Below are 14683 nucleotides of genomic sequence, written 5' to 3' on the forward strand. Positions count from 1 at the left end.
ACCTCCTGGCTAACAGCGTTAGCCTTACGGTAAGGCTAACGGCGTTAGCCGTGCAAGCCCTCCGGAACGGCGAATGGCGGCGGCCCGGTGATCCCACCCCCTGGAGATCACCGGGCCGCCGCCTCCCCTGACCGCCGCGGCACACCCCCTCCGGCCTTTACCGCGGCCCCGCCACCAGCGGGTTCATTCGCCCCTGCGGTCCGTCCCGGCCGCCCGGGACGGGCCGTCAGAGACCGTCGCCTGCGATGATCGAGTCGGCCGCCCGCTTCGCGTCGTTGATCGGGATCGCGAAGCCGAGCCCGATGTTGCCCGAGCCGCTGCCCGAGGTCAGGATCGCGGTGCTGACCCCGATCACCTGCCCCGACCCGTTCACCAGCGCCCCGCCGGAGTTGCCGGGGTTGATCGCGGCATCGGTCTGGATCGCGTTCTTGATCACCGTGCTCTGCTGCGCCGAGACCCGCTCGCGCAGGTACGGCGGCAGCTGCGAGTCGGGCTGCTGCCCGCCCTCCTGGATCTCCCGGCCCAGCGCGCTGACGATCCCCGAGGTCACCGAGCCCTCCAGGCCGAGCGGGCTGCCCACCGCCAGCACGGTGTCGCCGACGGCGAGCGAGCCGCTGTTCCCGAGCGTGGCGGGCTTGAGCCCGGACACCCCGGACGCCCTGATCACGGCCACGTCCTTGGACCGGTCGGCGCCCAGCACGGTCGCCGGGGCGGTCCTGCCGTCGCTGAACCGCACCGTGATCTGGTCCGAGTTCTGCACGACGTGCGCGTTGGTGAGGATCGTGCCGTCCGAACGCAGGATCACGCCCGAGCCCCCGCCCTCACCCGCCTGCGCCCGCGTCTCGACCGACACCACGCTCGGCTGCACGGCGGCCGCCACCTGCGCGACCGTGGCGCCCGTGCCCACCCCGGACACCGCCGTCGGGGACGACGTCCCGGCCTCCGCACCCGCCAGTTCCACCGCGGCCAGGGCGCCGACGCTCCCGGCCCCCAGCGCGAGCGCCACCACCGCCCCCGCCGCGGCGATCTTGCGGCGCACCGACCAGCCCGTCCGCGCAGGCAGGTACGGGTCGCCGGGCCGCGGGGGCGGCGGCCACCCGCCGTACCCTCCAGGCGCGGCGCCCGGAGCACCGGGCGCCCCCGAGGCGCCCGGTACTCCCGCTCCCGGAGCGCCCGCGACTCTGACGTCCTCCGGCCCCGGCCCCGCCTGCCAAGGGTGCCGGTTCCCGTACGGGTTCTGGTTCGGCTGCTCGGCGTTCATTCGGACCCCCTGAATCTCTCACCCTCAGAATGTCCAGCGGATCTGCAACCGACCTGGAACCAACCTGAAAGTCCCCTGAATGCCGGAAATGACCGAGAGGCTGGCCAGGGCGCCCGCCCCCGCGCGAGCCCGGGGGGCGCCCTGTGCCGATCAGTCGAACCCACGAACCTGAGAGGCCCCTGAATCCGTGATCAAGGCTCCCCGCACGTTTCAGCCGGCGAGCGGAAGGATCACCCGGAACACCGCGCCCTCGCCCGGGGCCGAGTCCACCTCGACCTTCCCCTCGTGCGCGCCCACCAGCGCGGCCACGATCGCCAGGCCGAGCCCGGTGCTGCCGTCCTCACGCGAACGGGACGGGTTGGCCCGGTAGAACCGCTCGAAGACCCGTTCCGCCTGCTCCGGCGACAGGCCGGGCCCCTCGTCGGCCACCTCGCACACCACCGCGGGAGCCTCGCCCAGCGAACCGGGCTTCAGCCGCACCGTCACCGACGTCCCCTCCGGGGTGTGCGTGATCGCGTTGGTGAGCAGGTTGCCGAGCACCTGGCGCAGCCGCGGCTCGTCCCCCACCACCTGGTACGCCACGCCGCCCTCGACCTCCAGCTCGATCGAGCGGTCGGGCGCGACCACCCGGGTCTCCTGGACGGCCTCCGCCGCCACGGCCAGCAGGTCCACGGGCCGCTTCTCGATGGGCCGCTGCTGGTCGAGCCGGGCGAGCAGCAGCAGGTCCTCCACGAGCAGGCCCATCCGTTCGGCCATCTCCTCGATGCGGCCGATCAGCCGGTCCACCTCTTCCGGGGTCCGCGCGGCGCCTTGCCGGTAGAACTCGGCGAAGCCGCGGATCGCGGTCAGCGGGGTGCGCAGCTCGTGGCTGGCGTCGGCGACGAACCGCCGCATCCGCTCCTCCGAGCGCAGCGCGGTCTCCTCCGACCGCCGCGCCGCCGCCTCCGACTCGGCACGCGCGCCGAACGCCGACTCGATCTGCGCGAGCATGCTGTTGAGCGAACGGCCGAGCCGCCCCACCTCGGTGCGCGGATCCGCCTCGGGCACCCGCCGCGCCAGGTCGCCGGCCGCGATCGCACCGGCCGTCTGCTCGATCGCCGCCAGCGGGCGCAGGCTGGCCCGCACCACCCAGACCCCGACGGCGGCGAGCATGGTCACCACGAGCAGGCCCACGATCACGTCGATCACCACCAGCTGGTTCACGGTGCGGCGCACCTCGTCCAGGCTCAGCCCGAGGACGAGGATCCCGCCGCCGGGCAGCGGCTGCGCGAGGATCCGCCAGTCCGCGCCCGAACCGCCGCGGCCCGGCACGGTGAACGGCTCGCCCGGCCGCCTCTCCAGGTCGGCGGGCACCTTCGGGCTGCCGGTCTCGTTGAGCGCCCCGATGCTCTGCCGCCCCCGCCCGTCCGCGCCCTGCACCAGCACGTACATCTCACCGGGCAGCCGCAGCCGGAGGATGTCGGTCCTGCCGATCTGCGGGACGACCTGCTTGACCACCTGCTCCATGGTGTCCTGGAGCTGCGCGTCGGAACGTCCCACCAGGTACTGGCTGAGCACCGACACCCCGGCCCCGCTCATGACCGTCATGCCCAGCGCGACCAGCACGAGCATGCCCGCGATCAGCTTGAGCCGCAGCGGTGTACGCCCGGGGAGAGCGCGCAACGCCTGGAAGGCCATCAGCCCGGCGGCAATCGCAGCACGTAGCCGACACCGCGCAGGGTGTGGATCAGTCTCGGCTCGGCGTTGTCGACCTTGCGCCGCAGCGCCGACACGTAGGACTCGACGATCCCGACATCCCCGCCGAAGTCGTAGTTCCACACGTGGTCGAGGATCTGCGGCTTCGACAGCACCCGCCCCGCGTTGGCCATCAGGTACCGCAGCAGCTTGAACTCGGTCGGCGACAGCTGGATCGGCTTCCCGCCGCGCCACACCTCGTGGCTGTCCTCGTCCAGCTCGATGTCGGCGAACACCATCCGCGGCGTGGGCTCCTGCGCGCCGCCGCGGAACCGCCGCAGCACCGCGCGGATCCGCGCGATGACCTCCTCCAGGCTGAACGGCTTGGTGACGTAGTCGTCACCGCCGATCGTCAGCCCCTTGATCCGGTCCTGGACGGCGTCCCGCGCCGTGAGGAACAGCACGGGCGTGTGATCACCGCCCGACCGCAGCCGCCGGGCCACGTCGAAACCGTCGATGTCGGGCAGCATGACGTCCAGCACGATCAGGTCGGGCCGGCGCCGCCGCGCGGCCTGCACGGCGTCCGCACCGTTCGTCGCCGTGATCACCTCGAAGCCGGTGAAGCGCAGGCTGCCGGCCAGCAGCTCCAGGATGTTGGGCTCGTCCTCCACGACGAGCAGCAACCCCTCCGACGCCTTCCTGGCCTGCACCGTACGTTCCGCCAAGGCCCAGTCCCCCTCCGCCATACTCCTAGAGGCTGCCACCTTTTCCTGAAAGCCTCCTGAATACCCACTGAGCCTTCCCTAGCAACGACGAAGCGGCCCGTCCTCCGAAGAGAACGGGCCGCCCCGGCCGAACGAGCTTCCCCACTCGCCGACATGATCAGCCTACATCCTGAACCCCTGCCGCGGCGCGCACGCCACGAACGTTGGCCACCCTCGGCCCTCGGCCCTCGGCCCGATGATGGGCCGGTGATCCCCATCTACACCACCGACACCGTCCCGACCGCCGGCGCGGGACCCGTCCAGCAGGCCTGGCCGGTCTGGACAGAGGCCGATGAGATCGGCCAGGGCCTCGACCTCCTGGCACAGGCCGCCCAGTACCAGCAGTTGCGCCGGGACCGCGCCTTCCGCCCCCTTCGGGTTGGTCAGGGCCACCCAGAACTCCTGGCGAGTCAACTCCCAGCGCGTCCGCCGCGCCCTGCGGCAGTGCGTTACGCAACGAGAGCAGCTGATTGGCCCCGGGAGTGATCGCCATCAACGTGGCGGCGGTTAAGAAAGCCTGCCAGTGAGCACCAACATGCCCTCACCCCCACCCGCCGTAACGCCGACCCTTGAGAGGATGCGCGAATGGAGTTGCGTCCTGAACTGCTGCCCCCGCGAGTCAGCGCCCGGCACATCGAGGACCTGGGCCGTGAGATCGACAGGATCGCAGCTCTGAGGGGGGACGACGCCCGAGCGGCCATGGCCGCGTTCCAGCAGGCCACCGGCCACGACTACGGGGAATTCTTCGAGTACTGGGGCGCGGAGTCGCGCGAGGCGGCCGCCACCCGGGCGGCGCGGCCGAGGCATCCGCGGGTTCCGGACATCACGCGGGACGAGCTCGTGGAGATCGTCCACCGGATCCGCACATGCCCGCCCCCGGACCAGGACTGGTATGTGCTGGTTCTGAAGACCAACACGATCCATCCGGCACCGACCGATCTGATCTTCTGGCCATCCCCCGAGCTGGAGTCGGCCTCATCCGAAGAGATCGTCGACGTCCTCCTGAACCACCGCCCGACCGCACTCTGAGGAGGTGTCACGGTGCTCGGTCTCGGCAGGCGTCGTCGAGGACGGCGGCGATCTGATCGAGTACGCGGTGGGGCGGGGTGTAGGGCACGCGCAGATGGTGGACGAGGGTGGCGTCGGCCGCGAAGCGCGGGCCTGCCGCGAGTGCGACCCCGTTCCTGCCGGCTCGTTCGACGATGGTGTCGGCGAGGGCGGTGGTCAGCCGCAGCCACAGGGCGAGCCCGCCGGCCGGGAGGGTGAAGTGCCAACGGCCGTCGGCGGCGAGCAGGTCGCCGAGATGGTCGCGCTGGTGGCGCAACTCTTGTCGGCGTCGTCTGAGCACCGGTTCCAGGTCACCGAGCAGTTCGGTGGCGACGAGCTGCTGCATCGGGGGCGCGGACAGTGGCCCGGCCAGAGGATGGTCCTGCAGTTCCCTGACGAACGAGGCAGGGCCCCGGATCCAGCCGATGCGCAGGCCGCCCCAGATGGACTTGCTGGTCGAGCCGATCAGCAGCGCGCCGCGTATCCGGGGCGCGGGGTCCGGCCGGTCGCGCAGATCGAGGTCGCGCATGGTCTCGTCCACGACGAGGGTCACCCGATGCTCGGCTGCGAGCCGGGCCACGGCCCGGCGGGTGTGCGGGGGCATCAGCGCTCCCGTCGGGTTGTGGAAGTCGGGCACCAGGTAGGCGAGATGGCCGCGCGCGGCCGCGAAGGCGTCCCGCAGTTGGTCCAGGTCCCAGCCGTCGGTGCCGACCCCGCAGCCCACCAGCCTCGTTCCGGAAGCGCGCAGCACCCGGAGCGCATCGAAGTACGTGGGGACCTCCACCACCGCCACGCGGGGCCGCAGGTGTGCCGCGAGCAGGGCCAGTGCGGCCCGTGTGCCGCTGGTGACGAGAATCTGCTCGGGCAGTGTCGCGATGCCCTCACGGCTGTATTTCGCAGCGATCGCGGCACGCAGCTCCGCGATGCCCGGCCCTGGTTCGCCATGCTCGGCCAGCAAGGGACCAGCCCGCTCGACGGCTCGCCTCGTCGCCTCCAGGTAGAGCTCTTGCGGCGCGGCTGGAACGGCCCGGCGCAGGTCGACCAGGGAGCCGGTCTCCCCGGTCGCCGAGAGGGGGGCGATCCGTTCCGCCGCGGCCGCGGGGAGCCGCACCGTGCTGGCGCTGCCGTGCCGGGTGCGGACCCATCCGGCATCGCGCAGCCGCTCCAGGGCGGCCGTCACCGTGCCACGGCTCACCCCCAGCGCGGCGGCCAGACGGCGTTCGGCGGGCAGCTCGCTCCCGGCGCGGATGCGGCCGTCGAGCAGCGCCTCCCGTATCGCACGGGCCAGCGCCGCGCTGAGCGGCGCCCCGGTATTCCGCCAGGGCCCGAGGGCCTGCACCAGCTGGTCGTCTCCCATTCGCACTGGTCCAGTTTCCCAGGATTGGACCAGGCACCGGACCGGCAGGCTCCATACGGTCGTGATCACACGACACGAACGGAGGCATGCCATGCACCCGCGACTCGCCACTGACCGCGACGGATTGCCGCACCTGCTGGAGACCGTCCGGCAGCACGCCGCCGACGTGCTCGCCCGGATCGCCGAACAGGAGGTCGTCCCCGCGGCGCCATTGCCGGAGCCGGCCTCCCTCTCCGTGCAGGGGGCAGGGCTGCAGGCGGCGCTGGACGAGTTCGCCGCTCGCTGGGAGCCGGTGCTGTCGGCCAGTGCCGGACCGCGCTATCTCGGATTCGTCACCGGCGGGGTGACGCCGGCCGCGCTGGCCGGCGACTGGCTGACCTCGACGTGGGACCAGAACGCCTTCTCGTCCCTGGACGGAGCGGGACAGCACCTGGAGCGCGAGACGATCGGCTGGCTGCGTTCCCTGTTCGGCCTGTCCGACCGGCAGCACGGAACCTTCGTCAGCGGCGCCACCATGTCCAACACGGTCGGGCTCGCCATCGCCCGCGAATGGCTCGGAGAACAGCGGGGCGTCTCACCGGCCGAGCACGGAGCCGGCTCGCTCGGCGCAGTACGGGTGCTGTCGGGAGCGGCGCATTCGAGCGTGCCCAAGGGCCTGTCGATGCTCGGCCTGGGACGCCGGGCCATGGTCAGTGTGCCGACCCGACCCGGACGGGAAGCCGTCGACCTGCCGGCGCTGGAGCACGCGCTTGCCGAGGGCGAGGCCGACGGCCCGTGCATCGTGGTCGCCAACGCGGGCACCGTCAACACCGTCGACTTCGACGACCTGCGCGGCATCGCCGCGCTGCGCGAGCGCTACCCCTTCTGGCTGCACGTGGACGCCGCCTTCGGCGCCTTCGCCGCCCTGTCCCCCGACCACGCGCACCTGGTCGACGGCCTCGACCTGGCCGACTCGATATGCGTCGACCTGCACAAATGGCTGAACGTCCCCTACGACAGCGCCGTGCAGTTCACCCGCCGCCCGGACCTGCAGACGAGCGTCTTCCAGAACGCGGCGGCCTACCTCGGCCCGCTCGGAGACACCCCCGACATGGCCCACCTCACCCCGGAGAACTCCCGTCGCCTGCGCGCCCTCGCCACGTGGTTCACCCTGCGGGCCTACGGGCGGGACGGCCACCGCGAGATCACCGAAAGGTGCATCGGATGTGCACGCGCCCTGGGCGACGCCGTCGACGGCATCCCCGGCCTGCGGCTCCTGGCACCGGTCCGCCTGAACGTCGTCTGCTTCACCCTCGCGGACGACCCCACCGCCGAACGGCTCACCGCACTAACCGAGCAGATGGCCGACGAGGCCTTCCTCACTCCCACCGTCCTCGACGGCGTGCCCGCACTGCGAGCCGCCTTCAGCAACTGGCAGACCACCGAAACCGACACCGGCCGGGTAGCCGCGGCACTGCAAGCCGCGTTGCACAAGTTGTGAGCCGACTAGCGGTGCGTTCGGAAGGGGACGCCCGGAGACCTCGCGGCTCCGGGCGTCCTCGATCGTTACTCGCCCTTCCAGACCGGCCTGCGCTTCTCGGCGAAGGCGGCCGGGCCCTCCTGGGCGTCCTTGGAGGTGAAGACGGGCAGGGTGATCTCGCCCTGCTTCTTCCACGCCTCCGCGGTGTCCCAGTCCGGGGACTCGACGATGATCTTCTTGGTTGCGGCCAGTGCCAGCGGGGCGTTCTCGGCGACCTTGAGCGCCAGATCCTTGGCGGCGGCCAGCGCCTGGCCCGGTTCGGTGAGCCGGTTGACGAAACCCAGTTCGGCCATCCGCTCGGCCGGATACTTGTCACCGGTGAGCGCCATCTCCATGGCGATGTGGAAAGGGATCCGCTGCGGCAGCCGCAGCAGCCCGCCGCCCGCCGCGACCAGCCCGCGCTTGGGCTCGGGCAGCCCGAACTGGGCGTCCCGGGAGGCCACGACCATGTCGCAGCTCAGCGCGACCTCGCAGCCGCCGGCCAGCGCGTAGCCCTCGACCGCGGCGATCAGCGGCTTGGCCGAGGGGCGCTCCACGATCCCGCCGAATCCGCGGCCCTCCACGATCGGGTTGTCCCCGGTCAGGAAGCCCTTTAGGTCCATGCCCGCGCTGAAGCTGCCGCCGGCGCCGGTGAGCACGCCGATCGACAGGTCCTTGCGGGAGTCCAGCTCGTCCATCGCGGCCGCGATGCTCTGCGCGACCACGCCGTTGATGGCGTTCTTGGCCTCCGGACGGTTGATGGTGATGACGAGGACGGCGCCGTCCTCTTCGGTGAGAACCGCGTCGGTCATGAATGCCTCACTTCGGCTGGAAGCGGATGCCGCCGTCGAACCGGATGGTCTCGCCGTTCATGTAGTCGTTCTCGATCAGCGACTTCACCAGGTGGGCGAACTCGTCCGCCCGGCCCATCCGCTTGGGGAACGGCACCGGCGCCGACAGCTTGGCCTTGAACGCGTCGGCGGCCTCGCCCTGGCCGTAGATCGGGGTGTCGATGATGCCGGGGCAGATGGTGTTGACGCGGACGCCGACGGCGGCCAGGTCGCGGGCGGCGGGCAGCGTCATGCCGACGATGCCGCCCTTGGACGCCGAGTAGGCGACCTGCCCGGTCTGGCCCTCCAGCGCGGCCACCGACGCGGTGTTGATCACCACGCCGCGCAGGCCGTCCTCGTCGGCGGGGTCGGTCTTGGCGACCGCGGCCGCGCCGATCCGCATGAGGTTGAAGGTGCCGATCAGGTTGACCCGGATGACGGTCTCGAACGAGCCCAGGTCGTGCGGGGCGCCGTCGCGGCCGACGGTGCGGGAGGCCCAGCCGATGCCGGCGCTGTTGACGATGACGCGCAGCGGGGCGCCGGTGTCGACTGCGGCCTGGACGGCGGCCTGCACCTGGGCCTCGTCGGTGACGTCGGTCTTGACGAAGACGCCGCCGACCTCGTCGGCGAGCGCCTTGCCCTTGTCCTCGTTGAGGTCGGCGACCACCACCTTGACACCGTCGGCGGCCAGGGCGCGGACGGTGGCCTCGCCGAGCCCGCTCGCACCGCCGGATACGACGGCGGAAACTCCGTTCAGGTCCATGCGCAGCACCTTACGTGAGGGACCGAATGTGGTTCGGGGCGATGTTACCCAGGCGTCACCGTACGGGTCACGTTCACCCCTCGAACCGCCCGCACAGAGTCGGCCCTACCCAGGACGCGCGCGGACACGCGGGCGGCCCGGCGGAGCACGCAGTTCCCAACCTGCTCCGCCGGGCCGGATGAACCGTCCGCGGGATCGCCCCCTCCTGCAGCCGCGATCCCGCGGACGCGGCGCCGCTCCTCGGACGTCGACGCGCGGGGTGGGGAACCGTGCCTGGTCCCCCGGAGTATTCGCAGCGGCCGGGGTGACCGGATGGCCCGAATTCTCGGATCGCCCTGACCTGGTGGACGGGGCATTCACAACAATCCCCCCTTCGATGGAGCCGAGCCTCACCGGCAACGTGAGGAACGCGTAGGCGTACGGGGAGTAGGACGTCTCCCTGGCGACGCGTCGGAGGGAGCGCGGCGGTGGGTGAGGCCGAACAGCGGGGCGATCAGAACCCGAGAGCGGCAAGACACAGCCCGGCCGGGGACGCGGCGCCACGCGGACAGCGGGCCGGTGCCAGCCGGGACGACGCCGCACGTCCTCGATGAAGGACGTCGGCCTCCGGCTCAGGGAACGGCCAGATACCGTCCAGCCCGGCGGCTCAGGGGGCAGCCGGGTGCCGTTCGGACCGGCGGCGTCCGGCCCACCGGTTCAGGGGACGGCCGGGTGCCGTCCGGACCGGCGACGCTGGCCGGGCCGGACGGCACGTGCGGGCCGGACGATCAGCAGTCCACGAGTTCCGGGGACTGGTTGAGCAGTTGCGCGCGAGGCGACACGAACTCCGCGTAGCGCTCGGCGGTGCCCGGGGCGTCCGGCGCGAACGCCGCGACGCGGTGACAGTTCTGGAACGCCAAGCGGACACCGAAGTGGCGTTCAAGTGCGCCGCGCATCGCGTCGCTGGCAAGCGCTCGCAGCAGTTCCCCGCGCGACCGCTCGTCAGGCGGCGGCGTCCGGTTGTCGGCGAAGCCGTCGCCGGAGGCCCGGGTCCGGGCGGCGACCTCGCCGATGACCTGCCAGGCGTACGGCAGCGAGTCGCGCACGCACGCCACGAACGCGGCGTCGTCCACCTCCCCTCGCTGCGCCTGCTCCAGCAGCCGGCCGTCGACAGTCAAGGACATGACCGTTCTCCCCTCTCACCGTTCCGTGTGGTCGGTCAGGGACCAGGCTCGCACGAAAATGATATTCATTCCATAGCGTGGAAGTGGGAGATTCCCGCCCGTTCCCGTCAGTAGAGGGCGCGATACGGTGCGGGCGGGGTGGGGGTGCGGCCGAAGCAGGTCGCCACCGGGTCCTCGACCGAGCACCACGCGGGCCTGCGCACCGGCACGTACCCGGACGGCACTCCGCGGTTCGCGATCACCGATCGGTAGGCGGCCACGCCCTCGGTCGGCTTGCGCTCCAGCGACGGGTCGCCCAGGACGTCCACCCGGTAGAGGCCGAACCGCGGCCGGTAGCTGCCCCACTCGTAGTTGTCGGTCAGGCTCCAGTGGTTGTAGCCGATCACCTTCACCCCGTCGGCGATCGCCCGCTGCACCCAGTAGAGGTGGTCGCGGAGGTGGTCGGCCCTGCCGTAGCCATCGGGACGGGCCTTGCCGTCGTCGGTCGCCATGCCGTTCTCCACGATGTAGACCGGGAGGTGGGGTAGCCTGCGCTGGTAGTTCTTCAAGACGTAGTAGAGTCCGTCCGGCTCCGGGTCGATCTTCCAGAACTCCCCGGTCAGCGCGTGGACGGCGCTGATGTTCTCCAGGCTCGCGCCGTAGTAGTAGTCGATCCCGATGAAGTCGATCTTGTCGGTCACCTCGTTGAACAGCGCGGCGTCGAACAGGCCGTTGACGATCGAGCCGTAGGCCACGTTGCTGGACACCGGAGCGCCCGGATCGACCTCGTGGATCATGTCGTAGGCGGCGCGATGGGTCCGGATCAGCGCGTCCCGCATGGTGAACAGCTGTGCCGGGTTCATCGGACGGGACACCGTCTCGTTGAAGATGTACTGGCTCGCCTCGTTGAAGGTGATCCAGATGACGCCCTGGCCGCGGTAGCGCTCGACCATGAACCGGGCATGCCGCAGCCAGTCGGACGAGGTGCGCGGGTCGTCCCAGGCGCCCTGGTCGGCCACCCAGCCTGGATAGACCCAGTGGTCGAGGGTGAGCATGGGACGCATGCCGGCGGCCTTGATCCGGCGCACGAGATCGTCGTAGTAGGCCAGCTCCCGCTCGTCCCGGACGCCGCGCCGCGGTTCGATCCGCGCCCATTCGAGGGAGGTGCGGAAGACGTTCGCGCCGAGTCCGCGGGCCAGCTTGACGTCGCCGGGGTAGCGGTTCCGGAAGTCCACCGAGTCGTTGTAAGGGTCCTTCTTCTCGGCGTACCTGGTCCAGTTGCTGTCGGGGAACGAGCCCTCCGCCTGGAAGCCGGAGGTGGACACGCCCCACATGAAGCCGGCGGGGAACTTGGCCACGGCGGGGGGCGGTGGCGCGGCGCCGGCGGCGGGCGACGTCGCCGCCAGGACGGCGGTCGCCGTCAGTGTGGCGGACACGAGGTGGGCGAGGACGGAACGTGCGTGCGAGGTGCGCGGTCGACCGGCCCTTCCGAACACGGTGTCTCCCTCCCGGAGCAAACGTGAAGATTATTCGGATAACAGGTGGGGGAGAGGCTCCCGTCAAGGACGGGGCGATGGCCGGATCCGGCCAGACCTCCGCCTTCACGCACCCCCGGAAACGTCCGCACGCCCACCTTCGGCCTCGAGATGCCAATGTGCCGATGATCACAAAACGCTAAATACGCATTATCGGAATGTGTCGCGACAATAACGCCAAGTGATGATGACTCGACCCCAAAGGGCGACGAATCACCGCCATTCTCCGTCAAACCCGACACGGGAAAGCAGCCCCGCGGGGGGCGAAATAGCACTCCGACGCCAATAGTGACCCACATCACTTTTTCTCGATCGTTTACCGGAAAAGCGCTGGCAGCGCCCAGCGAGGACCATTTCCGCGGACCCCCGTCCACCCGGTTCGATCACCACGGGGTTTGCCGGGCGCCGAGATCCGTGGCTACCTTCAAGCCGTTCCGTAGCGGCACAGAAGCCGCCCAGATAACAGAACATTCAGCCGACGCGCGGTCACGGCGAGGCACGCCTGTCCCTCCAGGGCTCGCCTGCCCCATCCGCCGCGATGCACCCCCTCCGCGCGTCCGGCCGCCGCGTCCGTGCAGACGAGAAGCACGGAGCCGGAAAGCGCCCAAGGCCATCGGCGCCCCCCTCCACGACCCCTGGGGCCCCGCTGTGCCGGAAAGCGCGGCAGCCCCACCGCCGAGCGGAGTCCCCGCCCGCGGTGCGCGCTGCCCGGTAGGCACCACCCGCGAGGTCAGGAGCCGTCCTGAGTACGTCCCGTAACCCCTCGAAGACCGAAGTCCCCCGAAAGTTCGCGCCGTTCACCGGAGGCGTCGCCGTACTCGGCGGGACGGCCGCACTCGGAGCCTCGCTCCTGGCGGCCGGGCCCGTGAACGCGATCGCCGCGCCCCGCACCTCACCCGCGGCCCCCGCCCCTGCCGCGGCTCCGCGGCAGCAGGCGCAGATGACGCTGGTGAGCGCGCAGGCCAAGATCTCCCAGTCGCGGAAGGCCAAGCAGAAGCAGCGCGCGGCCAAGGCCGTCAACTACGCCTACAAGCAGATCGGCGACCGGTACCGCTACGGCGGCACCGGCCCCGGCTCGTGGGACTGCTCCGGACTGGCCGGCGGCTCGTGGCGCAAGGCGGGCGTGAAGCTGCCGCGCACCACCACGCAGATCTACAAGGCCGTGAAGCACAAGGTGTCCTGGAAGGGCGCCGTCAAGGGTGACCTGCTGTTCTTCTACTCCGGCAAGAGCCACATGGGCATCTACGTCGGAAAGGGCTACATGATCCACGCGCCCAGCTCGGGCAAGAAGGTCAAGAAGATCAAGCTCAACCGCGACTACAAGCGGAACTTCAAGGGGGGCGTCCGCCCCGGCTACTGAGTACGCCGAGCCGCGTAGCACGCATCCCCCCGCAGACGCGCGGACGACCGCGCCGTGGGCCCGGGCCATGCCGGGGCCCACGGCGCGCACTCGCAGGGTGCGGCGGACTCGGCCACGGTCTCCCCCAGCGGCAGCCGCAGTTCGGCCGGGGTGAGCGGGACGAGCTCGCCGCCCCAGTGCCACTCAGGGTTCGTCGCCGCCGGTGGGTTCGGCCGCACCGCGGGCCGCACGGCGCAGCAGCGGAGTATCCGTCGGCTTGACGACGTGGTCGTCGCTTCGGCTTTCGGTCCGCACGTCGGGTCAGCTTTCTAGGGACGGGTAGTCGGTGTAGCCGGTGTGGTCTCCTCCGTAAAAGGTGGACTGGTCGGCCTCGTTGTAGGGGCCGCCGGCCTTGATGCGGGCGGGCAGGTCCGGGTTGGCCAGCCACAGCTGGCCGAAGACCACGGCATCGGCCACGCCTTCACGCAAAGCGTCCACCCCGTACTCGGGACGGGCCGGAAACGCGTCCGGCCTCGGGTGCGGGTTGAGCAGCAGCGTGCCGGGCCACTCCGCGCGCAGTCGCCTGGTCAGCTCCCGGTCGCCCATTTCCATGATGTGGACGTACGCCAGACCCAGTGGGCCGAGCGCGCGCAGCAGTGCCGTGTAGAGCTCCTCCGGGTCGCTTTCGGAGACGCCGTTGGCGGTGGTTCCGGGGGAGACGCGGAAGCCGACCCGTTCCGGGCCGATGGCCTCGCCGACCGCCCGCGCCACCTCGACGCCGAAGCGGATCCGATTGGGGATGCCGCCTCCGTAGGCGTCGGTGCGCCGGTTGGTGCCGTCCGCCAGGAACTGGCTGATCAGATAGCCGTTCGCGCCGTGCACCTCGACGCCGTCGAAGCCCGCGTCGATGGCGTTGCGCGCCGCGGCGACGTAGTCCTCGATCGCCTGCGCGATGTCGTCCAGGGTCATCTCCCGGGGCTCCGGGTGGTCCAGCATGCCCTCGGGGGTGAACAGCTGCTCGCCGGAGGCGATCGGCGAGGGGGCCAGCGGCAGCGCTCCGTCCGGGTAGAGGCTCGGGTGGCCGATCCGTCCGGCATGCATCAGCTGGACGAAGATGCGCCCGCCCTCGGCGTGCACGGCGTCGGTGACCTTCCGCCAGGCGGCGACCTGTCCGTCGGAGTGCAGGCCGGGCGTCCATATGTAGCCCTGGCCGAGCTCGCTCGGCTGGGTGGCCTCCGCGATGATCAACCCGGCCCCGGCGCGCTGCGTGTAGTACTCCGCCGTCAGGTCGGTCACCTGGCCTGCCTCGGGCGCCCTGCTCCGCGTCATCGGGGCCATGAGGATCCGGTTGGGCAGCTCCAGCTTCCCGACGTTCACCGGCTCGAACAGTTCCTTCATCACACGCTCCCGGTCCAAAGGTCGTAGCTCACGTACCTGGCATGAACGTACGAACAGGGACGAGCCCACCGAATC

General features: G+C 71.1%; 12 protein-coding genes. 3 read left to right on the forward strand and 9 right to left on the reverse strand.

Annotation, left to right across the window (positions count from 1 at the left end):
* Positions 1-226: 226 nt before the first annotated feature.
* From ABD340_RS22650 to ABD340_RS22660, 3 genes are all read right to left on the reverse strand, one after another.
* Positions 227-1261 (reverse strand): S1C family serine protease, encoded by a 1035-nt coding sequence (locus ABD340_RS22650; protein WP_344591391.1) that lies wholly within the window; start codon positions 1259-1261, stop codon positions 227-229.
* Between the two features lie 210 nt (positions 1262-1471).
* On the reverse strand, positions 1472-2938 hold the full coding sequence (locus ABD340_RS22655; RefSeq protein ID WP_344591393.1) for a sensor histidine kinase: 1467 nt from the start codon (positions 2936-2938) through the stop codon (positions 1472-1474).
* The gene (locus ABD340_RS22660; RefSeq protein WP_344591395.1) at positions 2938-3660 is read right to left on the reverse strand and encodes a response regulator transcription factor; all 723 of its coding nucleotides are present in this window, start codon (positions 3658-3660) and stop codon (positions 2938-2940) included. Before ABD340_RS22660 ends, ABD340_RS22655 begins: the two co-directional genes overlap by 1 nt.
* 624 nt (positions 3661-4284) lie before the next feature.
* On the opposite strand from ABD340_RS22660, the gene ABD340_RS22665 reads away from it, so the two are divergent.
* Complete coding sequence (locus ABD340_RS22665) at positions 4285-4728, forward strand: hypothetical protein (protein ID WP_344591398.1); 444 nt, start codon at positions 4285-4287, stop codon at positions 4726-4728.
* A gap of 7 nt (positions 4729-4735) precedes the next feature.
* Here the strand turns inward: ABD340_RS22665 and ABD340_RS22670 are convergent, their stop codons facing one another.
* Positions 4736-6103 (reverse strand): aminotransferase-like domain-containing protein, encoded by a 1368-nt coding sequence (locus tag ABD340_RS22670; protein WP_344591400.1) that lies wholly within the window; start codon positions 6101-6103, stop codon positions 4736-4738.
* 91 nt (positions 6104-6194) lie between these two features.
* Here ABD340_RS22670 and ABD340_RS22675 point away from each other — a divergent pair, with 91 nt between their 5' ends.
* Positions 6195-7583: a pyridoxal phosphate-dependent decarboxylase family protein gene (locus ABD340_RS22675; RefSeq protein ID WP_344591401.1), complete on the forward strand. Its 1389-nt coding sequence runs from the start codon at positions 6195-6197 to the stop codon at positions 7581-7583.
* Between the two features lie 65 nt (positions 7584-7648).
* On the opposite strand, the gene ABD340_RS22680 is transcribed toward ABD340_RS22675, so the two are convergent.
* The 4 genes from ABD340_RS22680 to ABD340_RS22695 form a co-directional block, all read right to left on the reverse strand.
* Positions 7649-8413, reverse strand: a complete 765-nt coding sequence (locus ABD340_RS22680) for a crotonase/enoyl-CoA hydratase family protein (RefSeq protein WP_344591403.1) — start codon at positions 8411-8413, stop codon at positions 7649-7651.
* Between the two features lie 7 nt (positions 8414-8420).
* Positions 8421-9194, reverse strand: coding sequence for an SDR family oxidoreductase (locus tag ABD340_RS22685; RefSeq protein ID WP_344591405.1), 774 nt, complete (start codon positions 9192-9194; stop codon positions 8421-8423).
* A 767-nt stretch (positions 9195-9961) separates the two neighbouring features.
* Entirely contained in the window at positions 9962-10357 is a 396-nt protein-coding gene (locus tag ABD340_RS22690) for an SCO5389 family protein (RefSeq protein WP_344591407.1), read from the reverse strand.
* A 107-nt stretch (positions 10358-10464) separates the two neighbouring features.
* Positions 10465-11772 (reverse strand): family 1 glycosylhydrolase, encoded by a 1308-nt coding sequence (locus tag ABD340_RS22695; RefSeq protein ID WP_344591408.1) that lies wholly within the window; start codon positions 11770-11772, stop codon positions 10465-10467.
* Positions 11773-12736: 964 nt separating this feature from the next.
* On the opposite strand from ABD340_RS22695, the gene ABD340_RS22700 reads away from it, so the two are divergent.
* Entirely contained in the window at positions 12737-13231 is a 495-nt protein-coding gene (locus tag ABD340_RS22700; RefSeq protein WP_344591409.1) for a C40 family peptidase, read from the forward strand.
* A 300-nt stretch (positions 13232-13531) separates the two neighbouring features.
* Here ABD340_RS22700 and ABD340_RS22705 read toward each other — a convergent pair whose 3' ends face one another.
* Complete coding sequence (locus ABD340_RS22705) at positions 13532-14608, reverse strand: alkene reductase (protein WP_344591410.1); 1077 nt, start codon at positions 14606-14608, stop codon at positions 13532-13534.
* Positions 14609-14683: the final 75 nt, after the last annotated feature.

This window comes from Actinomadura vinacea, from assembly GCF_039532545.1.
Taxonomy (GTDB): Bacteria; Actinomycetota; Actinomycetes; order Streptosporangiales; family Streptosporangiaceae; genus Spirillospora; species Spirillospora vinacea.